General features: G+C 41.3%; 26 protein-coding genes. 5 read left to right on the top strand and 21 right to left on the bottom strand.

Annotation, left to right across the window (positions count from 1 at the left end):
- Window positions 1-142: 142 nt before the first annotated feature.
- The 6 genes from nadE to guaA all read right to left on the bottom strand — a co-directional run bounded on the left by nadE (window position 143) and on the right by guaA (window position 6,630).
- Window positions 143-967 (bottom strand): ammonia-dependent NAD(+) synthetase, encoded by an 825-nt coding sequence (gene nadE / locus SP4011_RS04300; protein ID WP_338620047.1) that lies wholly within the window; start codon window positions 965-967, stop codon window positions 143-145.
- Entirely contained in the window at window positions 964-2,424 is a 1,461-nt protein-coding gene (locus tag SP4011_RS04295) for a nicotinate phosphoribosyltransferase (RefSeq protein ID WP_338620045.1), read from the bottom strand. The genes nadE and SP4011_RS04295 overlap by 4 nt, the downstream gene beginning before the upstream one ends.
- A gap of 115 nt (window positions 2,425-2,539) precedes the next feature.
- Window positions 2,540-3,028, bottom strand: a complete 489-nt coding sequence (locus SP4011_RS04290; RefSeq protein WP_000247408.1) for a DUF6773 family protein — start codon at window positions 3,026-3,028, stop codon at window positions 2,540-2,542.
- Complete coding sequence (locus tag SP4011_RS04285; protein WP_031223021.1) at window positions 3,018-3,227, bottom strand: helix-turn-helix transcriptional regulator; 210 nt, start codon at window positions 3,225-3,227, stop codon at window positions 3,018-3,020. Before SP4011_RS04285 ends, SP4011_RS04290 begins: the two co-directional genes overlap by 11 nt.
- A 349-nt stretch (window positions 3,228-3,576) precedes the next feature.
- A complete protein-coding gene (locus SP4011_RS04280; protein WP_055387721.1) occupies window positions 3,577-4,863 on the bottom strand; it encodes a peptidase U32 family protein in 1,287 nt (428 codons plus the stop codon).
- A gap of 204 nt (window positions 4,864-5,067) precedes the next feature.
- Window positions 5,068-6,630 carry a glutamine-hydrolyzing GMP synthase gene (gene guaA / locus SP4011_RS04275; RefSeq protein WP_176139535.1) on the bottom strand — a complete coding sequence of 521 codons (1,563 nt, stop codon included), beginning with the start codon at window positions 6,628-6,630 and terminating at the stop codon, window positions 5,068-5,070.
- Between the two features lie 141 nt (window positions 6,631-6,771).
- On the opposite strand from guaA, the gene SP4011_RS04270 reads away from it, so the two are divergent.
- Complete coding sequence (locus tag SP4011_RS04270) at window positions 6,772-7,470, top strand: GntR family transcriptional regulator (protein WP_000936193.1); 699 nt, start codon at window positions 6,772-6,774, stop codon at window positions 7,468-7,470.
- Window positions 7,471-7,617: 147 nt separating this feature from the next.
- Here SP4011_RS04270 and SP4011_RS04265 read toward each other — a convergent pair whose 3' ends face one another.
- From SP4011_RS04265 to SP4011_RS04240, 6 genes are all read right to left on the bottom strand, one after another.
- Window positions 7,618-8,514 (bottom strand): DMT family transporter, encoded by an 897-nt coding sequence (locus tag SP4011_RS04265; RefSeq protein WP_338620041.1) that lies wholly within the window; start codon window positions 8,512-8,514, stop codon window positions 7,618-7,620.
- 8 nt (window positions 8,515-8,522) lie between these two features.
- Window positions 8,523-9,458 (bottom strand): serine hydrolase domain-containing protein, encoded by a 936-nt coding sequence (locus SP4011_RS04260; protein ID WP_338620039.1) that lies wholly within the window; start codon window positions 9,456-9,458, stop codon window positions 8,523-8,525.
- A complete protein-coding gene (locus tag SP4011_RS04255) occupies window positions 9,455-10,180 on the bottom strand; it encodes a CppA N-terminal domain-containing protein (RefSeq protein WP_054362573.1) in 726 nt (241 codons plus the stop codon). Before SP4011_RS04255 ends, SP4011_RS04260 begins: the two co-directional genes overlap by 4 nt.
- Before the next feature lie 83 nt (window positions 10,181-10,263).
- Window positions 10,264-10,899 carry an SGNH/GDSL hydrolase family protein gene (locus tag SP4011_RS04250; RefSeq protein ID WP_054362574.1) on the bottom strand — a complete coding sequence of 212 codons (636 nt, stop codon included), beginning with the start codon at window positions 10,897-10,899 and terminating at the stop codon, window positions 10,264-10,266.
- Window position 10,900: 1 nt separating this feature from the next.
- A complete protein-coding gene (locus SP4011_RS04245) occupies window positions 10,901-11,728 on the bottom strand; it encodes an HAD family hydrolase (protein ID WP_338620036.1) in 828 nt (275 codons plus the stop codon).
- Between the two features lie 21 nt (window positions 11,729-11,749).
- Window positions 11,750-13,069: a CapA family protein gene (locus SP4011_RS04240; RefSeq protein WP_173270633.1), complete on the bottom strand. Its 1,320-nt coding sequence runs from the start codon at window positions 13,067-13,069 to the stop codon at window positions 11,750-11,752.
- Window positions 13,070-13,439: 370 nt separating this feature from the next.
- On the opposite strand from SP4011_RS04240, the gene def reads away from it, so the two are divergent.
- Both def and rlmB read left to right on the top strand, forming a co-directional pair.
- The gene (gene def / locus SP4011_RS04235) at window positions 13,440-14,051 is read left to right on the top strand and encodes a peptide deformylase (RefSeq protein ID WP_004260025.1); all 612 of its coding nucleotides are present in this window, start codon (window positions 13,440-13,442) and stop codon (window positions 14,049-14,051) included.
- A gap of 44 nt (window positions 14,052-14,095) precedes the next feature.
- Window positions 14,096-14,824 (top strand): 23S rRNA (guanosine(2251)-2'-O)-methyltransferase RlmB, encoded by a 729-nt coding sequence (gene rlmB / locus SP4011_RS04230; RefSeq protein ID WP_338620034.1) that lies wholly within the window; start codon window positions 14,096-14,098, stop codon window positions 14,822-14,824.
- Window positions 14,825-14,862: 38 nt separating this feature from the next.
- Here rlmB and trxB read toward each other — a convergent pair whose 3' ends face one another.
- The 7 genes from trxB to SP4011_RS04195 form a co-directional block, all read right to left on the bottom strand.
- Complete coding sequence (trxB, locus tag SP4011_RS04225; RefSeq protein WP_338620033.1) at window positions 14,863-15,774, bottom strand: thioredoxin-disulfide reductase; 912 nt, start codon at window positions 15,772-15,774, stop codon at window positions 14,863-14,865.
- A gap of 65 nt (window positions 15,775-15,839) precedes the next feature.
- Complete coding sequence (locus SP4011_RS04220) at window positions 15,840-16,064, bottom strand: DUF4059 family protein (protein WP_218773778.1); 225 nt, start codon at window positions 16,062-16,064, stop codon at window positions 15,840-15,842.
- A 77-nt stretch (window positions 16,065-16,141) separates the two neighbouring features.
- Window positions 16,142-16,885, bottom strand: coding sequence for an amino acid ABC transporter ATP-binding protein (locus SP4011_RS04215; protein WP_000590965.1), 744 nt, complete (start codon window positions 16,883-16,885; stop codon window positions 16,142-16,144).
- Window positions 16,885-17,685, bottom strand: a complete 801-nt coding sequence (locus SP4011_RS04210; RefSeq protein ID WP_001103446.1) for an amino acid ABC transporter permease — start codon at window positions 17,683-17,685, stop codon at window positions 16,885-16,887. Before SP4011_RS04210 ends, SP4011_RS04215 begins: the two co-directional genes overlap by 1 nt.
- 157 nt (window positions 17,686-17,842) lie before the next feature.
- Entirely contained in the window at window positions 17,843-18,199 is a 357-nt protein-coding gene (locus tag SP4011_RS04205) for an arsenate reductase family protein (RefSeq protein WP_000889092.1), read from the bottom strand.
- A gap of 12 nt (window positions 18,200-18,211) precedes the next feature.
- Complete coding sequence (locus SP4011_RS04200; protein WP_173253486.1) at window positions 18,212-18,721, bottom strand: methylated-DNA--[protein]-cysteine S-methyltransferase; 510 nt, start codon at window positions 18,719-18,721, stop codon at window positions 18,212-18,214.
- The gene (locus SP4011_RS04195; RefSeq protein WP_173253487.1) at window positions 18,721-19,215 is read right to left on the bottom strand and encodes a GNAT family N-acetyltransferase; all 495 of its coding nucleotides are present in this window, start codon (window positions 19,213-19,215) and stop codon (window positions 18,721-18,723) included. Before SP4011_RS04195 ends, SP4011_RS04200 begins: the two co-directional genes overlap by 1 nt.
- A 134-nt stretch (window positions 19,216-19,349) precedes the next feature.
- Here SP4011_RS04195 and SP4011_RS04190 point away from each other — a divergent pair, with 134 nt between their 5' ends.
- Window positions 19,350-19,796, top strand: coding sequence for a DUF1836 domain-containing protein (locus tag SP4011_RS04190; RefSeq protein WP_138707495.1), 447 nt, complete (start codon window positions 19,350-19,352; stop codon window positions 19,794-19,796).
- Window positions 19,793-20,440 carry a PAQR family membrane homeostasis protein TrhA gene (trhA, locus tag SP4011_RS04185; protein ID WP_001097996.1) on the top strand — a complete coding sequence of 216 codons (648 nt, stop codon included), beginning with the start codon at window positions 19,793-19,795 and terminating at the stop codon, window positions 20,438-20,440. The genes SP4011_RS04190 and trhA overlap by 4 nt, the downstream gene beginning before the upstream one ends.
- Before the next feature lie 20 nt (window positions 20,441-20,460).
- Here the strand turns inward: trhA and pdxT are convergent, their stop codons facing one another.
- Together pdxT and pdxS are read right to left on the bottom strand one after the other, a co-directional pair.
- The gene (pdxT, locus tag SP4011_RS04180) at window positions 20,461-21,042 is read right to left on the bottom strand and encodes a pyridoxal 5'-phosphate synthase glutaminase subunit PdxT (RefSeq protein ID WP_173253488.1); all 582 of its coding nucleotides are present in this window, start codon (window positions 21,040-21,042) and stop codon (window positions 20,461-20,463) included.
- On the bottom strand, window positions 21,043-21,918 hold the full coding sequence (gene pdxS, locus SP4011_RS04175) for a pyridoxal 5'-phosphate synthase lyase subunit PdxS (RefSeq protein ID WP_173253489.1): 876 nt from the start codon (window positions 21,916-21,918) through the stop codon (window positions 21,043-21,045).
- Between the last annotated feature and the right edge of the window lie 107 nt (window positions 21,919-22,025).

The following is a 22,025-nucleotide window of genomic DNA, read 5'->3' as shown; positions in this document are numbered from 1 at the left end:
CAGTTTCTAGGCAAGAGGCTAAAAAGATCCCCCGGACCTTCTTCGCTTACTTATTTCTGTGCTCAGGGTAAAAACCTCCACTGGAGGTTTTTCTTGCTTTTTAATTTCAGGGCAAGAAGCTAAAAAGGTCCCCCGGACCTTTTTACTCCCAAAAGTCATCAAATACAGTGATGGGTAGGTGGCGTTTGTGTTGGCCTTTGTGCCACCAGTTTTCAATGGTCGCTTGAGCTTCTGGGCTGATTGTTTTGCCTTCCAGATAGTCGTCAATCTCTGCATAGGTGACTCCAAGTGCAACTTCATCAGCTAGGCCTGGTTTGTCTTCTTCTAGGTCTGCTGTTGGGATCTTTTCATAAAGGGCTGGGTCTGCACCAAGTTCCTGCAAAAGTTGTTTTCCTTGACGTTTATTGAGGCGGAAAAGGGGTAAAATATCTGCACCTCCGTCACCAAACTTGGTAAAGAAACCTGTGATATTTTCCGCAGCATGGTCTGTTCCAATGACCGCTCCACTATGAGCACCTGCAAGGGCATACTGAGCAATCATACGGCAACGTGCCTTGATATTTCCCTTGTTGAAATCTGAAACAGGACTACCTGTCGCTTCAACTGCAGCTGTCATAGCATCTGCAGACTCCTTGATATTCACCACTAAACTGATATCTGGCTGAATGAAGGCTAGGGCTTTTTGAGCATCTGCTTCATCAGCTTGCACTCCATAAGGCAGGCGGACAGCGATAAATTTGTAGCTATCATCGCCCGTCTCTGCTCGCAGTTCTTCCATAGCTAGTTGAGCCAAACGACCTGCCAAAGTCGAGTCCTGCCCTCCAGAAATCCCTAGTACAAAGGTTTTTAGGAAGGGATGTTTTTTCAAATATCTTTTTAAGAAATCAATAGAACGACGGATTTCTTCCTGGGCATCAATCACTGGTTTGACACCCAGCTCTTGGATAATCGTTTCTTGCAAACTCATTCTTCTTCTCCTTCACCGAGGGCTTCCTTGCGCATCTTATCAATCAAGTCCATCTTGTCTTGCCATACATCACGCGCCAAATCTACTGGATAATGTTGCGGATTGAGCACGCGCTTGTACTCATCCCAAAGCTTGTCAAATTCCTTACGAGCATAGTCCTGAATCTCAGTCAAGCTAGGCAGCTTGTAAATCAATTTTCCGTCTTTAAAGATATCCACCAAGAGAGGAACGGCATCAAAATTACGAACAGTCTTCTTGATGTAGGTATAAGTCGGATGGAACATCTTGATTTCTGTCATGTCGCTCACATCCACACCATCATAAGTGATGTAGTCACCCTCTGACTTGCCTTTTTCACGACTGGTAATGCGCCACACCTGCTTCTTACCTGGCGTAGACACTTTTTCCGCATTATTAGACAGCTTGATGGTATTGCGCATGTTACCATTTTCATCTTCGATGGCAACAATCTTATAAACTGCCCCAAGAGCTGGCTGGTCATAGGCTGTAATCAGCTTGGTTCCCACACCCCAGACATCAATCTTGGCCTTTTGCATCTTGAGGTTGAGGATGGTATTTTCATCCAAATCATTAGAAGCATAAATCTTAGCCTCTGTAAATCCAGCCTCGTCCAGTTGCTGACGGACTTTCTTAGAAATGTAGGCAATATCCCCAGAGTCAATCCGAACACCCATAAAGTTAATCTGGTCGCCCAGCTCACGAGCTACCTGAATGGCAGCTGGTACACCGATGCGAAGGGTGTCATAGGTATCCACAAGAAAGACGCAATTTTTGTGGGTCGCAGCATAAGCCTTGAAAGCTTCATAATCATTGCCATAAACCTGCACCAAGGAATGGGCATGGGTCCCCAAGACAGGAATGTCAAAGAGTTTACCAGCACGCACATTGCTCGTTCCATTGGCACCACCAATCACCGCTGCGCGTGTTCCCCAGATAGCCGCATCCATCTCTTGCGCCCGACGTGTCCCAAACTCCATCAAAGGTTCATCTTCTATAACCGAACGAATACGAGCTGCCTTTGTCGCCACCAAGGTCTGGTAGTTAACGATGTTCAAAAGAGCCGTTTCGACCAACTGACATTGGGCTAGAGGGCCTTCCACCTGCACAATCGGTTCATTAGCAAAAACCAAGTCCCCTTCTTGGGCAGAACGAACGGTCAACTCCAACTTGAAATTGCGGAGGTAGTCCAAGAATGCTCCATGATAGCCTAGCAACTCCAAATAGGCAATATCACTATCTGAAAAACGCAAGTCTTCAAGATAATTCACAATTCTTTCCAAACCAGCAAAAACCGCATAGCCGTTCTTAAAAGGCTGTTGGCGGAAATAAACCTCAAAGACCGCCTTTTTATTGTGAATCCCTTGGTCAAAGTAAACCTGCATCATGTTAATCTGGTACAAGTCCGTGTGCAATGTCAAACTATCATCTGGATACATACTTTTCCTACTTCCTTAACTAGAAATACATGAAAATTTTCAAAAACTTTCAAGCATTTCAATAAATTAGTACTATTATATCACATTTTACCTGTATTGAGAAAAGAGTAACAAGCTATTCACCACTCTCCAGTTCATCCATATCTTGTTCAAATTTTTTCTGCGCCCATTCGCCATAGCTCTTCAGACCAAGATTGCCAATAAAGACCCATGGAAGGTAAATGACATAAGTAATCGCCCAAGCAGATAGGTATTTAACGTTCAAAGGATTGTGCTGATAAATTTCTATGTTGAATTGATAATTCTGCAACATCAAAAGAGCCGTAATAGCCAAGGTTAGGAAAAAACAACCCAAAATCGTAAAATGAAAACGACTATAGTAGGTCACTCCCAGATAACGGGCACGATTGAAAAAGAAGAAAATTCCTACTATCAGAGTATAGACTAGAAAATTCGGATTAAAAAGAGATGGAGCCAACACTGCCACCAAATAGCTTAGAAGCACCAGCCCAATAAAGAGGGAAAAGGATTCTGCCCCAGCTTTATTGATTAGTTGTTCTTCTCTTTCGTCAAGTAATTGATAATGAATAAATTTATTTACCATCTTCTTCCTCCCAAAATAGTTGGTCTAGGCTTTTCCCTAAACATCTGCAAATGGACTGGCAGAGCGAGAGACTGGGATTGTATTTTCCCGCCTCTATCAAACCAATAGTCTGGCGCGTCACCCCCACAGCCTCTGCCAGTTGACCTTGAGTTAAATCAAGCTCTACACGAGCTAATTTTAATTTTAAATTTTTAGCCACCTGCGTCCTCCTTATAATTTTAAAAAGTTGCGCCTCTTTTTAACATCATTATATCATATATCCAACTTAATGCAATATATAAATGTCATTTTGTAAAGTTTTATTAACAAAAACTCTTTACCACAAAAGATAGAGAGTTTTCTGCTTATTCAATTTTTTTCAAAATATCTAAGACATCGCTTCTTTGTTTAATTTGATAGGCTTTGGATACCTAAACTCCGACTTTATCACTTAAAAAATAAAAAAGGACAGCTAATCCCTTGCACATCAAGGGATTTCGCCATTCTTTAATCTCGTTTAAGTGTTGTATATGGAGCTTTGCATAATTTTTTAAAACTAAACAACTACATTAAGCTCGAACTGTGACACTAGTTCCATCTTCTTTGTAGAGATTGATGAGTCCTTCTTTTAATGCACGAACCATGTCTCCTGCTTGAACAGGTTGAGGCACCTTAATAGTCAATAGTTCCATTGGATTTGGAGCACGGTCGATTTTATTGCCTTTAGCATCGTGCAAATCTTCAATATAAGTTTCAAAATGACGGAAACCTGGACCATAAAACTCAACTTGGTCGCCTTCGTTAATAACGTTCCGTTGGCGAATGGTTGCTGTTTGTGTCGCGTCATCATAGGAAACCACTTCAGCGACAAACTTGTACTCAGGAATTTTACGACGAGCACCGAATAACTGCTCATTTTCAGATGGTGTACCATAGTAGAAACCTGTTGCTAATTCACGTTGGGCAACCTTCCACATCTCATCAATCAAGTCTTGTTTGATAGATTCAAACTTTTCAGGACTTTCAAGATAGGCATCCACAGCCGCCTTGTAGCAGTTGGTTACTGTTGATACGTAGTGAATAGACTTCATACGTCCTTCGATTTTTAGACTGTCCACACCATTTTCAATCATATCTGGAATATGGTCAATCATGGACATGTCAACAGCTGACATTGAAAATTCTTCTGGAATTTCACCCTTCAAGCTCTTGCGTTCTTGACCAAATGGCATATCGTAAAGGTCGTATTTCCAACGGCAAGACTGAGAACATCCACCACGGTTGGCATCACGCATACTCATGTGGTTTGAAAGTGTACAACGACCAGAGTATGAAATACACATAGCTCCATGGACAAAGGCTTCAATCTCAACATCTGTACGTTTGCGAATTTCTGCCAATTCTTCCATTGAAACCTCACGCGCCAAAACGACACGAGTTAAGCCTAGTTCTTTCCAGAACTCAAGAGTTTCATAGTTAGTCGCACTTGCTTGGGTAGAGAGGTGGATTTCAAGACCAGGCGCTTCAGTCGCTGCAATCATAATCAAGGCTGGGTCAGACACGATAACTGCAGCGATTCCGATATCACGTAGTTTACGGAACCACTCACCAGCACCAGCTTCATTTCCTTCGTGCATAACCATGTTGGCAGCTACATAGACTTTGGCACCGTACTTGGCAGCAAACTGGACGCCTTCTTCCATCTGTTCAAAGGTAAAGTTACCTGCACGACTACGGAGACCATAGGCCTGACCACCGATAAAGACAGCATCTGCTCCATATTGAACAGCTACCTTTAGCTTCTCTAAAGTCCCTGCAGGTGATAAAACCTCAGGACGTTTTAATGTTTTTGTCATGTTTTCTCCTATTTGCAATATAAAAGTTTGACGTTTTTCCTTCTCATTTTATAGTAAATAAGGGATAAAATCAAGCCTAGACAGATTGTTTTGACAATTCTAATCTTTTATCAGTTGAAACAAGTAGTCAAAAAGCCAGATAAAGTAAAAACCAGTACCCAAAGATACTGGCTCGTAAAAATATATAAATTAGTCCTTAGATGACTACTCCCACTCTACTGTTGCAGGTGGTTTACTTGTAATATCGTAGACGATACGGTTAACGTGATCTACTTCATTTACGATACGAACAGAGATTTTTTGAAGGACATCCCAAGGAATTTTGGCAAAGTCAGCAGTCATACCATCGATAGAAGTGATAGCACGGATTGCAATTGTGTAGTCATACGTACGACCGTCACCCATAACACCAACTGAACGAACGCCTGTGTTGACAGTGAAATATTGCCAAATATCGCGGTCAAGACCAGCTTTAGCAATTTCCTCACGCAGGATAGCGTCTGACTCACGAACAGTTTCTAGTTTCTCTTCAGTAATTTCACCCATGACACGGATCGCAAGACCTGGTCCTGGGAATGGTTGGCGCCATACGATATGGTCTGGCATGCCAAGTTCTGTACCAAGAGCACGAACCTCATCTTTATAAAGAGTATTGAGTGGTTCAATCAATTCAAACTGCATGTCTTCTGGAAGACCACCCACGTTGTGGTGTGACTTGATCGTCTGAGCTGTATCCGTACCAGACTCAATCACGTCTGTATAAAGAGTTCCTTGAGCAAGGAATTTCACATCTTTGAGCTTGCTTGCTTCGTCATCGAATACATAGACAAACTCGTTACCGATGATTTTACGTTTTTGTTCAGGGTCAGAAACGCCAGCAAGTTTGTCAAGGAAACGTTTAGCAGCGTCTGCTTTGACGATATTCAAACCAAACTTACCACCAAGCATGTCCATAACTTGGTCCGCTTCTCCTTTACGAAGAAGACCATGATCCACGAAGATACAAATCAATTGATCGCCAATCGCTTTTTGGAGAAGAACCCCAACGACAGATGAGTCAACCCCACCTGATAGACCAAGAAGGACACGTTTATCACCGACGGTTTCACGAATTTTTTGGATCTGCATATCGATGAAGTTATCCATTGACCAGTCACCTTTAGCCTTACAAATATTAAGGGCAAAGTTACGAAGAATATCATTTCCGTATACAGAATGACGAACTTCTGGGTGGAATTGGATACCGTAAATGTGTTTATCTGGGTTTTCGATGGCTGCGTATGGGCAGTCAGCTGATGTACCTGTACGAACAAAGTCAGCAGGAATTTCAGTAACCGCATCACCATGGCTCATCAAAACAGTCTGTTCATCAGGTGTTGATTCAAAAAGCGCTGATGGTGTATGTGTTAGGGTTGATTGACCGTATTCACGATTTCCAGCATCACCTGCAGGAACAACTTTTCCTCCAAGTTTATGGGTCAATAACTGCATACCGTAACAGATTCCCAAAATTGGAATTCCAAGTTCGAAGATTTCTGGGTCAATATCGAATGAACCATCTTCATATACAGAGTTTGGACCACCTGATAGAATAATTCCTACAGGATTGATTTCACGAACTTCGGTAGCTGAAATTTTATGGCTCTTTAGTTCTGAAAAAACGCCAATCTCACGGATACGGCGTGAAATCAGCTGGTTGTATTGGCTACCATAGTCCAATACGATGATTTTTTCGACATCTTGCAAATCAGTTGAAATGTTGCTCATCTTTTTCCTTTCTCAAAAGAAATATCTTTTTTCAATATTCTATCACAAATAAGGGCAAATTACCAACTAAACAAGGCGAAGATTGACTTTTTCTAGTTTATTAGGGTACAATAGAGAAAAGATAGAAATGAAGTGAAAAATATGCTACCCGCTTATATGAAAATCCACGATCAGATTAAAAAGGATATTGACGAACATCGTTGGGCTATTGGGGAGAGGCTTCCTAGTGAAAGAGATTTAGCAGAGCAGTTTGAGGTCAGTCGTATGACCCTCCGCCAAGCCGTATCTCTATTAGTTGAAGAAGGTGTTCTGGAGCGCAGAGTTGGAAGTGGCACCTTTGTATCCAGTACACGTGTACAAGAAAAGATGCGAGGGACAACCAGTTTTACTGAAATTGTTAAGTCCCAAGGTAAAGTTCCCTCTAGCCAGCTCATTTCTTACAGAAAAACCATCCCCAATGAGCAAGAAGTTGCTAAGTTAGGCATTTCTCCAACGGAAAATATTATCCGAATGGAGCGGGTCCGCTATGCCGACCAAGTTCCTCTGGTTTATGAAGTGGCTTCTATTCCTGAAAAATTCATTAAGGACTTTAAAAAAGAAGAAATCACCAGTCATTTCTTCCAAACCTTGCAAAAACATGGCTACCGTATTGGCAAATCTCAACAGACCATTTATGCTCGCCTTGCTAAGGAAAAAATCGCCCACTATTTAGAAGTTGAAAAAGGACATGCTATTCTTGGTCTGACTCAGGTTTCCTACCTAGAAGATGGAACTGCTTTTGAATACGTAAAAAGTCAGTATGTAGGCGAACGTTTTGAATTTTATCTTGAAAATAATTAATACTCTTCGAAAATCAAATTCAAACCGCGTCAACGTCGCCTTGCCGTACTCAAGTACAGCCTGCGGCTAGTTTCCTAGTTTGCTCTTTGATTTTCATTGAGTATAAAATACTACGCAAAAACTCTCTGTCACGGACAAAGAGTCTTTTTATTTTTCTAAGAGTAAATCTTTCAAAGAAATCAGAGTTACAGCAAACAATATCATTGCCATACCAAGAAAATCAATAGGATAAAATTGTTCATTCATAATTAGAAAGGCAAAGAAAACCGCCGATATTGGCTCAATCGAAGCCAACAAGCTTGACTTAACCGGTCCTATCAGACTGGCTCCTTTTAGAAAGGCTGTATAGGTAAAGACAGTTCCAATAAGGATAATGCCCGCAAAAGCAAGGAGAAAATCAAGACTTGTTGGGATAGTTGCCTGTAGAATCCCTGTAAAAGGAAGGGCGACCAAACCTGCTATGACCATTCCCACACCAATGACCAAACTACTCCCCCACTTCTTAATCAAGGCTATGGGCAAAATGATATAAAGAGCGTAAGTCAGAGCAGAAAAGAGCCCCCAGAATAAGCCAGAAGGTGTAATAGATAACTGCTCCAACTGCCCATGAGTGGCGATCAGGAAGGTCCCTCCAATGGCTAATATGATGGAAATAATTTCTCCTAGCGTCGGAGCCACCTTATCCTTGATACAGCTATAAATCAAAATTCCGACAGGACAAACATACTGAAGCACTGTTGCAGTACCTGCATTGGTTTCCTGAATAGCAGTTAGATAGGCAAATTGATTGAGGAAGAGACCAATTAGAGCAAAAATAAGAAGAGACAGCAAACTCTTTCTATCCGTTAAAAAGGCCAGCATTTTATCTTTTGCAGTGGCATAAGCCAAGAGCATGAGAATTCCACCAGCGATTAAAAGACGCAAGTTGGTCAAAACCAGAGCCGAAATTCCGTGTGCCATCAGGTATTGGCCACTCGTTCCTGACAAGCCCCAAGCAATCCCAGCCACAACTGTTAATAAAGTCCCTTTTAAACTGTTTGACATGTCTCTCCTTACTCTTCTTTGCGAATCAAGTCCATCACTTGATTACGGTCTAAAATCCACTGAGCCCTCTCATCCTTTTCATAGGTACGATTCGATAGGAAAATGGCCGCTTCTCGCTTCTGACGATTCCACATGATAAAGGTACCTGTATAGCCCGTATGGTCTAGCCAATCTCCTTCCAAATTCCATGCTAAAGAACGTTCCTTGTCATCCAAAGGTGAAAAATTTTGACTCAAGTCTCTTGCAAAATCATCTCCTAAATAGTGTTCTAAAAAGATTTGTAAATCCTTTACAGTCGAAAATAAACCAGCACTACCAGCATGTCTGCCCAGGAGACAAGCTTTTGGATCATGTACCATTCCTGCCTCTACACCTCTAACTGTTGGAACAGCGAGCTCAACCGGCCCAAACTGGGTTTCCTTCATTCCCCAAGGTTTCAAAACTTGTTCTTGTAAAATCACATCCAAGTTTTGATTAAAGATTTTTTCCAAGATAAAACCTAACAGCAAAAAATGGACATCCGAATAAAGAAAGGCTGGCTGACTTCGTCTATTGAGATGAAACATCGCTTCCTTTAATTCAGAAGCTGTTAAAAGGTCTCGATTGGGAATAAACGGATCAAGATCTGTTGCGTGAGTCAAGAGCTGGCGAATAGTGATGTCTGGATAATCACTCTCAGGTAAAAAATCTATTACCAGTCTATCAATATCTAATTGACCTATTTCCCACAAGAAGGTAAAAACGGTGCCAACGCCAACAACCTTGCTAACACTGGCTAGGTCATAAACCAGTCCTGCCTCTGTCTGCAAGCCATGCTCTGGGTCACTCTGGCCTAAATAGAACTCAGTCCATTGATTGTCCTTAAAATACGCAAAAGAGGCTCCGGGATAAATCCCTGCCTCGATTTGTTCTTCTATTTTTTTAATAATCTTGGTCCACTTCATACTTCTTCAAACCACAATTCAACATTATTTCTATCTTTACCAAGGAAGAATTTTTCAGACTTAGGAATAAAATATTCTGTAGACTCAAACCTCTGGCACAGACTGGCTAAATCTAATTCATTTACCAAGAACTTGAGCATAGACAAGTCCCAGGTAACCGTACTGTCCACAGTCAAATCCTGCCCCTGTGCTGGGATAAAATCAAGGGATGTCCCAATTTCAGATAGTTCCAAGAAACTATCTACATCCGTTGGGAGGTGTAATTCCATAGAAATTTCAAATTTACTTAAAGAAATTGACTCCAGATCTGTTTGAAATTCTGGCTTTTCTCCTACTTCTACTAGACTTGCTCTATCATCTTCCGCATGAATCAAAATCAAATCATCTTCTGGCGAGTAAATTTCAAAAGCGTAGCCATGTTGACCTTTATATAATCGATGAATCGAATTCGTTTTAGATAAGAGTCCTTCAATTTCCAAGGGATTTTCCACCTTGATAATCAATCTGGCCAGTTTTTTTCTTCCCTCTACCTTACGAGTACGCATACTGGGAGCTTCTTCCAAAACCAGCTTCTCAAGACCTGTTTGATCACCTAGTGACAGAAAGGCTGACTCCTCTAACAAGACCTTCATACCAAGGGTTTCAATATAAAATGTTTCATTTAATTTTCTATTATTAACTTTTAAAGTAGGAATAATCCGTACAATCTGATTTACATTCATAAATTCCTCCGTCACTTTTTATTTTAAAGGATTTTAGAATTTTTTACAAGATATTATGCTCAAATTTAACATTATTTAGCTATTTAGTAAAGATAGTCTTTCAAGGCTTTGGTCAAAACCTGATAACCGGCAACACTGAGGTGCAGCCCATCAGTAGTATAGTCTTTTTTGAGTTGGCCTACCTGATCTGTCAAACTATCAAAAACTGGCACAAATTCTACCTGCATATAGGTAGAAGCAAGCTCTTGATAGGCTTGATTCCATTTCTGAATTTTTTCATTCGTGCGGATATAGACTGTCTGCTTGTACTCCTCTCCCTCATTGACTGGCAAAATGGAAAGCAATTTTATCTCTGCCAGTGGATAATCGCGAGCAATGGATTGAATGAACACTTCGAGATTATTGAGAGCCTCATTCAAAGGCATATCTTTTCCAATATCGTTCGTCCCAATCAGAAGGACAATTTTATCTACTGCTCCACCGTACAGATGCGCATCGAGGTTCTCAAGTAACAGCTCTGTCTGATAACCTCGAATACCTCGATTGACAATCGTCTTTGCAGTCCCAAATAGTTCCTGCAGAGGATAATACTCGACAATGGAATCCCCAATAAAAAGAATGTCTGGCTCTACAACAGAAACCTGATTTAGGTGACGATACTTGGTTTGGATTTTTTCTTGTTCCTTTAGTAACCAATTTTCTAATAACTGTACTGCCACTTCATTCTCCTTTTTCTAACCAGTTTTCCAAGACTTGATAAACTCCTCCTTGGCTGTTGGCTGGCGCTAGAGCAGTCGCCACAGCTTTGGCTTTGTCATCAGCATTTTCCATCGCATAGGCAATTCCAGCCATTTCAAGCATTTCAACATCATTTTCACTATCACCAAAAGCCATGATTTGTTGGGCTTTCAAGTCCCAACGCTTGAGTAATTCTTCCAAGCCCCATGCTTTATGAATTCCAGCTTGGAGGATATCAATGCAACCATAGCCACTCGATACAGCCCGAACACGGCCATCAAAGAGGTCATTGATTTCTTCCAAGACCGAACTCAAACGTTCCTCACCAACAACCATACTCATCTTGAGCACACCACCAAAGAGGTCAGAGGTTAATTCGTCCACAAACTGCATCCGTTGATAGAATTTTTCAATCATTTCTGGAGTCATAAAACTTTCAAGGTCTGTAAAAATGGTACCTTCCTTGACGAAACCACCCTTCATCCCCGTTACAACAAACTGGTTCTGACACTCTCGACCCTTGAAATGAGCCAAAGCCTTATCAACAATGGCATCATCCCAAGTCTGAGCCTGAATCAGTTCATTGTTTTCAAAAATACGAGCACCGTTGGCAACAACCAGAACCACTCGATCCACCAAGTGCTCCAGTAGTTGCCTCATGCGGTGAATTTCATTGCCCGTCGCGATGACAAAACGAATACCCTTTTGATCCAACTGATCTAAAATCTTTTCCAATCGTGGGAGATCCAGCTGGCCTCTAGCATCCAGCAAGGTCCCATCCATATCTGTCGCAATTACTTTAATCATCATTTACTTTCCTCTGGATTCAAGCTAATCCCACTTCAATCCCACATGTTCGTTCATTTCTTTGTAGGCTGTATCAATTCGTTCCTTAGTCGCTTCGTCTAACTGGTCACGATGACTACCACCCTCGATAAAATCTTCTAAGATATAGGTTTGATAATGATATAGGGGATATCCTTCTGGTGAAAAAGTTCCCTTTGGTGTTCGATTGACCCAAGTAGGATGAGCTTTAGCTGTTCCGATAGTTGTTTTTCCATCCTTCTTCTTAATGGTCACATCCATGAGAACGCCACGTTCAGTCCACTTAGCATTTTCTTCATCTCCCATAGATTCAATCCGTTGATTGGAAATGAAGTTCCCCATTGAATAGATAATGAGTTTCTTTTCTCCATCTTTTTCAACCGTTTCAGATGGTTCAACAACGTGAGGATGCCCTCCAAAGATAATATCAGCTCCCCAATCAATCATCTTGTGATAAAGAGCCTTTTGTTCTTCAGTTGGTTCCAAGCGATACTCCACACCCATTTGAGGCATGATAATGGTAATATCCGCTTCCTTCTCAGCCCGTTCAATTTCAGCCTTCATCTTATCTTCGTTTAAATCTGAAAGATAACGATTATAGTCTTCCTGAGAAATATACTGCTCAATTCCATTGAAACCATAGGAATAGGCTAACAGTGCAACCTTGATACCATTCACTTCCTTAATGACCAGCGGAGCCTGATCACGTGGTTCATGCGTATAAACTCCGATTGGAGTGATTCCAGCTTTCTCAATAATATCGGCCGTTGAAATAACTCCCTCAATTTGCGAATCCAAAATATGATTATGAGCTAAATCCAGCACATGATAACCCGCATCCTTAATGGCATCCATAACTTCAGCAGGAGCATTAAAGAGAGGATAACCCGCTAAATAATGATCCTTATTGATGGTTCCTTCAAAATCACCAATAGCTAAATCTGCTTGCTTGAGCCAAGGAGTCACATACTCAAAATTTTCATGAAAGTCATAGGTACCGTCTTCTTTTTTAGCTGAAAAGAAAAGTCCATCGTGGTAGAGCAAATCTCCGTTGGCCATAATTCTGGCAGATTTTTCCTCTTCCTGCTCCTGAGACTTTTGTTTAGTCCCCTCTTGAGAAATAGTATCTCGTTTTTGACTGGTCAGAGGCATGCCTTGGAAACTTTCAAACAACAAGACCAAGCCCATTGATAAAGCAACTGCTAGCAAGAGTACCGCCACAAATCCTTTATTGCTCCACTTGCGATAACTCCTAAAAAAGTTTACCAAGCCCTTCATAAAACGAAAAGCTAAACCACCCTGATTTCTATCTTGTCTTCTTTGCATCTTCATTCTCCCTACTTTCTTATGCAAGCCTTTTCTTTTTATTATATCATAGATAAGTAATTCTTTCACAATTGATACTCTTCGAAAATCTCTTCAAACCACGTCAGCGTCGCCTTACCGTATATATGTAACTGACTTCGTCAGTTCTATCCACAACCTCAAAACGGTGTTTTGAGCTGACTTCGTCAGTTCTATCTGCAACCTCAAAACAGTTTTTTGAGCAACCTGCGGCTAGCTTCCTAGTTTGCTCTTTGATTTTCATTGAGTATGAATTGAACATCCTATCTATTTTCTATAAATCCTAAAGGCTGTAATACTTTCAATCCTTGTCATTTTGTGTTATCATGTAGAGGTAATGAAAGGAGAGAAAATGTCTGCTATAGAACGTATTACAAAAGCTGCTCACTTAATTGATATGAACGATATTATCCGCGAGGGGAATCCTACTCTACGCGCGGTTGCTGAGGAAGTCACTTTTCCCTTGTCTGACCAGGAAATCATCTTAGGCGAAAAGATGATGCAATTCCTTAAACATTCCCAAGATCCCGTCATGGCTGAAAAAATGGGGTTACGCGGTGGGGTTGGACTTGCTGCTCCTCAATTGGATATCTCAAAACGCATTATCGCTGTTTTGGTGCCAAATATTGTTGAAGAAGGAGAAACTCCAGAGGAAGCCTACGATTTGCAAGCCATTATGTACAATCCAAAAATCGTCTCTCACTCTGTTCAAGACGCTGCTCTTGGAGAAGGAGAAGGTTGCCTGTCTGTTGACCGCAACGTGCCTGGCTATGTTGTTCGCCATGCCCGCGTTACTGTTGATTACTTTGACAAAGATGGAGAAAAACACCGCATCAAGCTCAAAGGCTACAACTCCATTGTTGTTCAGCATGAAATTGACCACATTAACGGAATCATGTTTTACGATCGTATCAATGAAAAAGACCCATTTGCAGTTAAAGATGGTTTACTAATTCTAGAATAAAGAAAATCCCGTTGCAAGACGGGGTTTTGTGTTATAATAGAGGCATGAAAACAAATGATATTGTCTATGGCGTCCACGCCGTTACCGAAGCCCTCCTTGCAAACACAGGAAACAAACTTTACCTCCAAGAAGATCTCCGAGGTAAGAATGTTGAGAAAGTCAAAGAACTGGCTACAGAAAAGAAGGTGTCCATTTCTTGGACTTCAAAAAAATCCCTCTCTGATATGACAGAAGGTGCTGTTCACCAAGGTTTTGTTCTACGAGTGTCTGAATTTGCCTATAGCGAGCTGGATAACATCCTTACAAAAACACGCCAAGAAGAAAATCCACTTCTATTGATTCTGGATGGCCTAACTGACCCTCACAACTTAGGCTCCATCTTAAGAACCGCTGATGCGACCAACGTTTCAGGTGTCATCATTCCCAAACACCGTGCTGTCGGTGTTACTCCTGTCGTTGCTAAAACAGCCACAGGTGCTATTGAACACGTTCCGATTGCCCGAGTAACCAACCTCAGTCAAACCTTAGACAAACTCAAGGATGAAGGCTTCTGGACCTTTGGAACGGATATGAACGGTACTCCTTGCCACAAGTGGAATACAAAAGGAAAAATCGCCCTCATCATTGGAAATGAAGGAAAAGGCATTTCTAGCAACATCAAAAAACAGGTCGATGAAATGATTACCATTCCTATGAATGGACATGTTCAAAGTCTCAATGCCAGTGTTGCTGCAGCCATTCTTATGTACGAAGTTTTTCGAAATAGACTATAAAAAAGTTTCCAGTCATCTGATTGGAAACTTTTTTATGATTAACTATGTTCTGTGATAAATTTATAGGCTTCTTGACCAGCGATAGCTCCATCTCCAACTGCTGTTGTTACTTGGCGAAGGTCTTTCAAGCGAACATCTCCAACCGCAAAGATACCGTCAACTGCAGTTTTCATGTGGTTATCTGTCACAATCCAACCTGCCTGATCTTGGATATTCAATTCTTTAACAAAATCGCTAACAGGGTCCAATCCAACATAGATAAAGACACCACCGAAGGCTTGCTCTGTCACTTGACCTGTTTTCACATTTTCAAATACGACAGATTCTACTCGGTTTTCACCCTTGATTTCCTTGACTACAGAATCCCATATAAAGCTGATTTTCTCATTCGCAAAGGCGCGGTCTTGTAAAACCTTTTGGGCACGAAGTTGGTCACGACGGTGAACAATGGTAACAGTCTTAGCAAAACGAGTCAAGAAGATAGCTTCTTCAACAGCTGAATCCCCACCACCAACTACCAACAAATCTTGGTTACGGAAGAAGGCACCATCACAAACAGCACAGTAAGAAACACCACGACTGTTCAGTTCTTCTTCTCCAGGTACTCCCAAAGGACGGTGTTTAGAACCAGTTGCTACGATAACTGTACGTGTTTCATATGTTTGGTCATCAGTCATCACTTTCTTAAAATCACCATGGTCTTCTACATTTTTAACATAGCCATAAATGTGCTCAACACCAAGATTTTCAAGCGGTTCAAACATCTTTTCTGCCAATTCTGGCCCACTAATATTAGCGTATCCTGGGTAATTTTCGATATCAGAGGTATTATTCATCTGACCACCTGGCAGACCACCTTCAATCAAGGCTACTTTCAAATTGCTTCGAGCAGCATACAAGGCTGCAGTCATACCTGCAGGTCCAGCACCGATAATAATAGTATCGTACATATAGATTCCTTCTTTCTTGTTGTAACTATCTTTATTCTAACTCTTTCTTGTCAATCAAGCAAGGATTATGCTTTGAAAACAAGAATTAAACTCATAACCGCAAAGGATAATACTGGAACAACCAAGACCCCAATCATAATCATATCATAGAGATGAGCTTGGCGAGCCTTGGCTGTCTTATCAATTCCCGACATGGCTCTCAGTCCAATCCAAATCCCTAAAAAAATCAGGACGAGGATGGTGGTCAAGATCAAACTCTCGAAATATAAAGAAAATAGTTGCAGTAGCATGATTTCTCTCATTTCTATCTTTTTTAAAGAGCAAACTCAGCTAGTCCAGCTAACTGAGTTTTTCTTTATCTATTATATCAAATATAAGTCCGTTTGTAACTAGCGAAGAATTCTTTTGTCCGCTCTTCTTTAGGATGGTGGATAATCTCATCCGGTGTTCCAGACTCGATAATTTTCCCCTTATCTAAGAAGAGAATCTTATCAGCCACTTGGGCTACAAAGGACATGTCATGACTGACCAAAATCATGGTCTGACCTGACTTAGCAGCATCTGCAATAGACTTTTCTACTTCGCCGACCAATTCTGGGTCAAGGGCTGAAGTTGGTTCGTCTAAGAGCAAGACATCTGGTTTCATAGCGAGAGCACGCGCCAAGGCAACCCGTTGCTTCTGTCCACCTGATAAATGACGAGGATAATGGTTTTCACGGTCAGAAAGTCCAACCTTAGCCAACTCTTCCTTGGCAATCTTGGTTGCTTCTTGGTCAGATAATTTCTTGACAACAACCAAGCCTTCTTTCACATTATCAAGTGCTGTGCGGCGTTCAAACAAATTAAACTGTTGGAAAACCATAGACAGCTTACGGCGTAGGGCAAGGATTTCTTCTTGAGTGATTTTAGAAAAATCAACTGAAAAATCATCAATCTGAATAGAGCCACTGTCAGGTGTTTCAAGATAATTGAGACTGCGAAGAAAGGTTGATTTTCCAGCTCCTGAAGAACCAATCAAGGCTACAACTTCCCCTTTTTGGATATCCAAGTCCAGATGATCCAAGACAGTCTGTCCTGAAAAGGATTTGCTTAAATTCGAAATCTTAATCATTAACGAAGGTCCCCTTTCACATCTGTCTGCACTGTATCAGGTGCAGAAATAGCCATTTTTCTCTCGATGAAACGACCGAGACTTTCAATTCCGATATTGACTACCCAATAAACAAGGGCAACGGAGATAAAGCGTTCAAAGTAACGATAATCGGCACCACCCAAAATCTGAGCTTGGGCAAAGACTTCCACAACACCCGCACTAAAGGCTAGAGAAGTTCCCTTGGTCAAGCCGATTAGGGAATTGATTAAAGTTGGAGTCGCCACAACGGCTGCATTTGGAATAATCACGCGACGATAAACTTGTGCTCGGGTCATCCCCAGACTGCGTGCCGCCTCAATTTCACCAGGATTAACTGAGAGAATGGCTGCACGAATGGTTTCACTAGCATAAGCTGCCTCATTAAAGGCAAAGGCGACAATCGCAAAAGCAGCGGCTGGAATCGCATTGATATTGAGACCAGTTCCCCATTGCTGATTGAGAGCTTTCAAAGCCAAAGGAATTCCGTAGTAGGTCAACATGAGCTGCACTAAAATCGGTGTCCCTTTTAAGAAACTAACAAAGAAGGCCTGCAAGGGATATAAAATCTTAACACGATTGATCTTCACAATGGCAAAAAGAAGCGCCAAAACCAAGCCAAAAAAGGCACCACCAATTGTCAACATAATCGTTGTTGGAAGTTGTTGGACAATTCTCGGGATTCCATCAAAGACCGAACGCAGACTAAAAAGCTTGCCATCCGGAATCAATTGCATCAAGTTTTGATACCAATCTGATGCTAAAATCGTTGTAACATTCATAAAAACATCCTCTCCTGATAATGATTCATTCTACCATACTTCTGCCGTCAATGAAATTATTTGCTACGGTCAGATACAGACTTTGTCTACCTACTAGTTTATCATACTTTGAAACAGGGAGGCTATATATTTTATCTATCAAAGAGATAGATAAAAACTATTTCAATCCCAATTCTTCATAAGGTTTTCGATAACCAATTTGCTTAACAGTTCCATTTTCTACTAAAATAGGCCGTTTTAACAACATACCGTCACTTGCTAGTAACTCAGCCGCTTCTTGATTTGACAGACTTCCCACCTTATCTTTCAACCCCAATTCACGGTATTTGATCCCACTGGTGTTGAAAAATTGCTTTAGCTCGAACCCTGAGGTTTCTAGCCAGTTTAAAATGACTTCTTGGCTGGGTGTTTCTTCGACGATATGAACGGCTTTATAATCCACACCGAGTTGGTTTAATTCTTGTTTTGCTTTTTTACAAGTTGAACATTTTGGGTATTCGATAAATTCTAACATGTGTTTTACTTTCTATTTTATATCTTTAAAATCTGCGCCTTCATGCTCCAAGAGCCAAGCTTTCTTTTCCACTCCTGCAGCATAACCTGTCAGACGCTTGCCTGCTCCCAGCACACGATGACAAGGTACTAGGATAGACCAAGGATTGCGCCCCACTGCTCCACCAATTGCTTGAGCAGAAGCCACTTGTAGCTCTTGGGCTATTTGTCCATAGGTCACTGTCTGACCATAAGGAATTTCCTGTAAATAGGACCAAACTCGCTTTTCAAAATCCGTTCCGATTGGAGCCAAGGGCAAGTTGGATAAATCATGAGACTTGCCTTTAAAGTAAACATCTAAGCCAGCAATAACTGGGTCTAAAATGGGATGACTAACAACTGCTTCTATCGTCTCATCTCCTAGTCCCCTCTCAAAATGCTTCTGCTCCTGCACCCAAATGCCATACAGATATTGCTCGTCGGCAACCAAAGACAAGGTTCCTATTGGCGAAAAGTAGCGCATTTTTACGTACTTCTTTTGCATTATTTCTTCAATTTTTGATAGGCCAAGCGTTCGCCATCAACTGGAACCTTACCAACCTGTTTAAATCCAAGCTTTTCAAAAATATGTTGCATAACCTTGTTTTCAGCATGCGTATCTGAACGAAAATCAAGATAGTCAAAACCTTCGATCAAGCCCTCTAAAAAGGTTTGAGCAACTCCTTGTCCCTGCATAGCTGCAGCCACAGCAATACGATGAAAGACTAGGTACTCTGGCTCCTCAGCTTGCCAGTTTCCTTCATAAATGGCTTCATAGGCTTCCTCTGGACTCTTGGTCACAGCAGCATAGGCTAGTAGTTCTCCCTCTTCCAAGGCTACATAGGCTTGACCTGAGATAATATCCTCAATAATAATATCAGCATTTGGATAACCATTTTGCCACTGGTCACTACCAGCATCCGCTAAACATTTTTTAGCATCCTCCATCACTTGCATGATGGCATCTACTTCATTTGGAAAAGCTAAACGAATCTCCATCTTTTCTCCTCATTTCTGACTAGTTTCTCCCATCATAGCATAATTTAGGTCTTTCTACAAGCAGTTAAAACTTGACTTTTTGTTTTTGTTATTTTATAATCTAGTTATTAAAACTAGATAAAAAGGAGTTGAAAATGAAAACTACCTTTTCCTACCCCAAATGGGCAGAAATCCCAAATATTGACCTCTATCTGGACCAGGTTTTACTCTATGTCAATCAGGTCTGCGCCCCTATCTCTCCTGATAAAGACAAGGGCCTAACAGCATCTATGGTCAACAATTATGTGAAACATGGTTACCTGACAAAGCCTGACAAGAAAAAATACCAACGCCAACAGATTGCCCGTCTGATTGCTATCACAACCCTCAAGTCTGTATTTTCTATTCAAGAAATAGCCCAGACACTTAATACTCTACAAAGTCAAGCAAGTTCAGAGCAACTCTACGATGCTTTTGTGGACTACATGAACCAAGGAGTTGACCCAGCTAACCCTATCATCCAAACCAGCTGCCAAACTGTTAAACTCTATCATCAAACTCTAGCCTTAATCCATCATACTCAAGAGGAGGTAATCCAATGAACACTAGTCTTAAACTCAGCAAACAACTCAGTTTTGGAGAGGAGATTGCTAATAGCGTGACCCATGCTGTGGGTGCAGTCATCATGCTCATCTTACTCCCTATTTCATCCACCTATAGTTATGAGGCACACGGATTTTTATCCTCTATCGGCGTTTCCATTTTCGTTATTAGTCTCTTTCTCATGTTTCTATCATCCACCATTTATCACTCTATGGCCTATGGTTCAACCCACAAATATGTCTTGAGAATCATTGACCATTCTATGATTTACGTTGCCATTGCTGGCTCATACACGCCCGTCGTCTTGACCTTAATGAATAACTGGTTTGGCTATCTAATTATTGCCATCCAGTGGGGAACGACCATCTTTGGTATTCTCTATAAAATCTTTGCTAAAAAAGTCAATGAGAAATTTAGCCTTGCTCTTTACTTGATTATGGGCTGGTTGGTTCTGGCTATCATTCCTGCCATTATCAGTCAAACAACGCCAATTTTCTGGAGTCTCATGGTAACTGGCGGACTCTGTTATACAGTTGGGGCTGGATTTTACGCCAAGAAAAAACCTTATTTCCACATGATTTGGCATCTCTTTATCCTAGCTGCATCTGCCCTCCAATACATCGCCATTGTTTATTACATGTAAAAAAGTTGAGAAACTCAGTCTCAACTTTTTTCTTTACACATATTTATAAAGTACTTGTGCAAGCGCACATCATCAGTCAATTCTGGATGAAAAGAGGTCACTAACATATTTTTTTCTTGAGCAGCAACGATTTGATTGTCAACTGTTGCTAGAATTTCTACACCCTCTCCAACACTGCTGATAATTGGACCACGGATAAAGGTCATTGGAATCTGACCGACTCCCTTACATTCTGCTTCCGTATAGAAACTTCCTAATTGGCGCCCATAGGCATTTCGCTCGACCACCATATCCATAGTTCCTAGATGACTCTCTTCCTGAGAAGTAATTTCCTTAGCCAGCAAAATTAAACCCGCACAGGTCCCAAAGGCTGGTAAACCAGATAGAATGGCTTCTCGAATGGGAATCAGCATGTCCTGCTCACGTAAGAGCTTGCCCATGGTTGTAGATTCTCCTCCAGGCAAAATCAAACCCGACAAATCACTCTGATGTTTCTGAAAATCATCTAGATTTCTGATTTCAACACTCTCGACACCTAATTGATCTAGCACTTTTGCATGTTCTGCAAAGGCCCCTTGCAAGGCCAATATTCCGATTTTCATCTATTTTCCTCGCTCAGCCATGAGGATTTGGATCTCATTTTCATTGATACCAACCATGGCTTCTCCTAAATCTTCAGAGATTTGAGCTAAAATTTGAGGATTACGGAAGTTAGTCACCGCTTTGACAATAGCACTCGCTCGTTTAACAGGATCTCCTGACTTAAAAATACCTGAACCGACAAAGACACCCTCTGCCCCTAATTGCATCATCAGCGCGGCATCTGCTGGCGTTGCAACGCCTCCAGCTGCGAAGTTTACAACTGGCAATTTTCCATGTTCATGGACATATAAAACCAATTCTACAGGGACTTGCAAGTCCTTAGCAGCAACATAAAGTTCGTCCTCACGTAGGTTTTGAATGCGGCGAATTTCCTGATTCATCATACGCATATGACGAACAGCTTGGACGATATCCCCTGTACCCGGTTCTCCTTTGGTACGAATCATAGAAGCTCCTTCAGCAATACGACGCAAGGCTTCGCCCAAATCCTTAGCACCACAGACAAAAGGAACTTGGAATTCTTTCTTATCCACATGGAAACGGTCGTCAGCTGGAGATAAAACTTCACTCTCATCGATATAGTCAATTTCAATAGCCTCTAAAATCTGAGCTTCAACAAAATGCCCGATTCTGACCTTGGCCATCACTGGAATACTAACTGCTTCTTGGATTTCCTTAATCATCTTTGGATCACTCATACGAGAAACACCACCAGCTGCACGAATATCAGCTGGAATCCGCTCCAAGGCCATAACAGCAGCCGCACCAGCGGCCTCTGCAATACGGGCCTGTTCAGGATTTTGCACATCCATGATAACACCGCCCTTGAGCATCTGTGCCAAGTTTTTATTTAATTCATATCTATTTTCAGTCATTTGTTTTATCCTCATCATTTGTATTGGTAGCTACCTTTTCATTTTAAGTCAGAACAGAATGAATCACAAGATAAAAAAATCATAATTGTATGGGTACAGACTAGCTA

This window comes from Streptococcus parapneumoniae, assembly GCF_037076355.1.
Lineage (GTDB): Bacteria > Bacillota > Bacilli > Lactobacillales > Streptococcaceae > Streptococcus > Streptococcus parapneumoniae.
The sequence above is the reverse complement of the archived record's forward strand: the minus strand, read 5'-3'. Positions and strand labels throughout refer to the sequence as shown.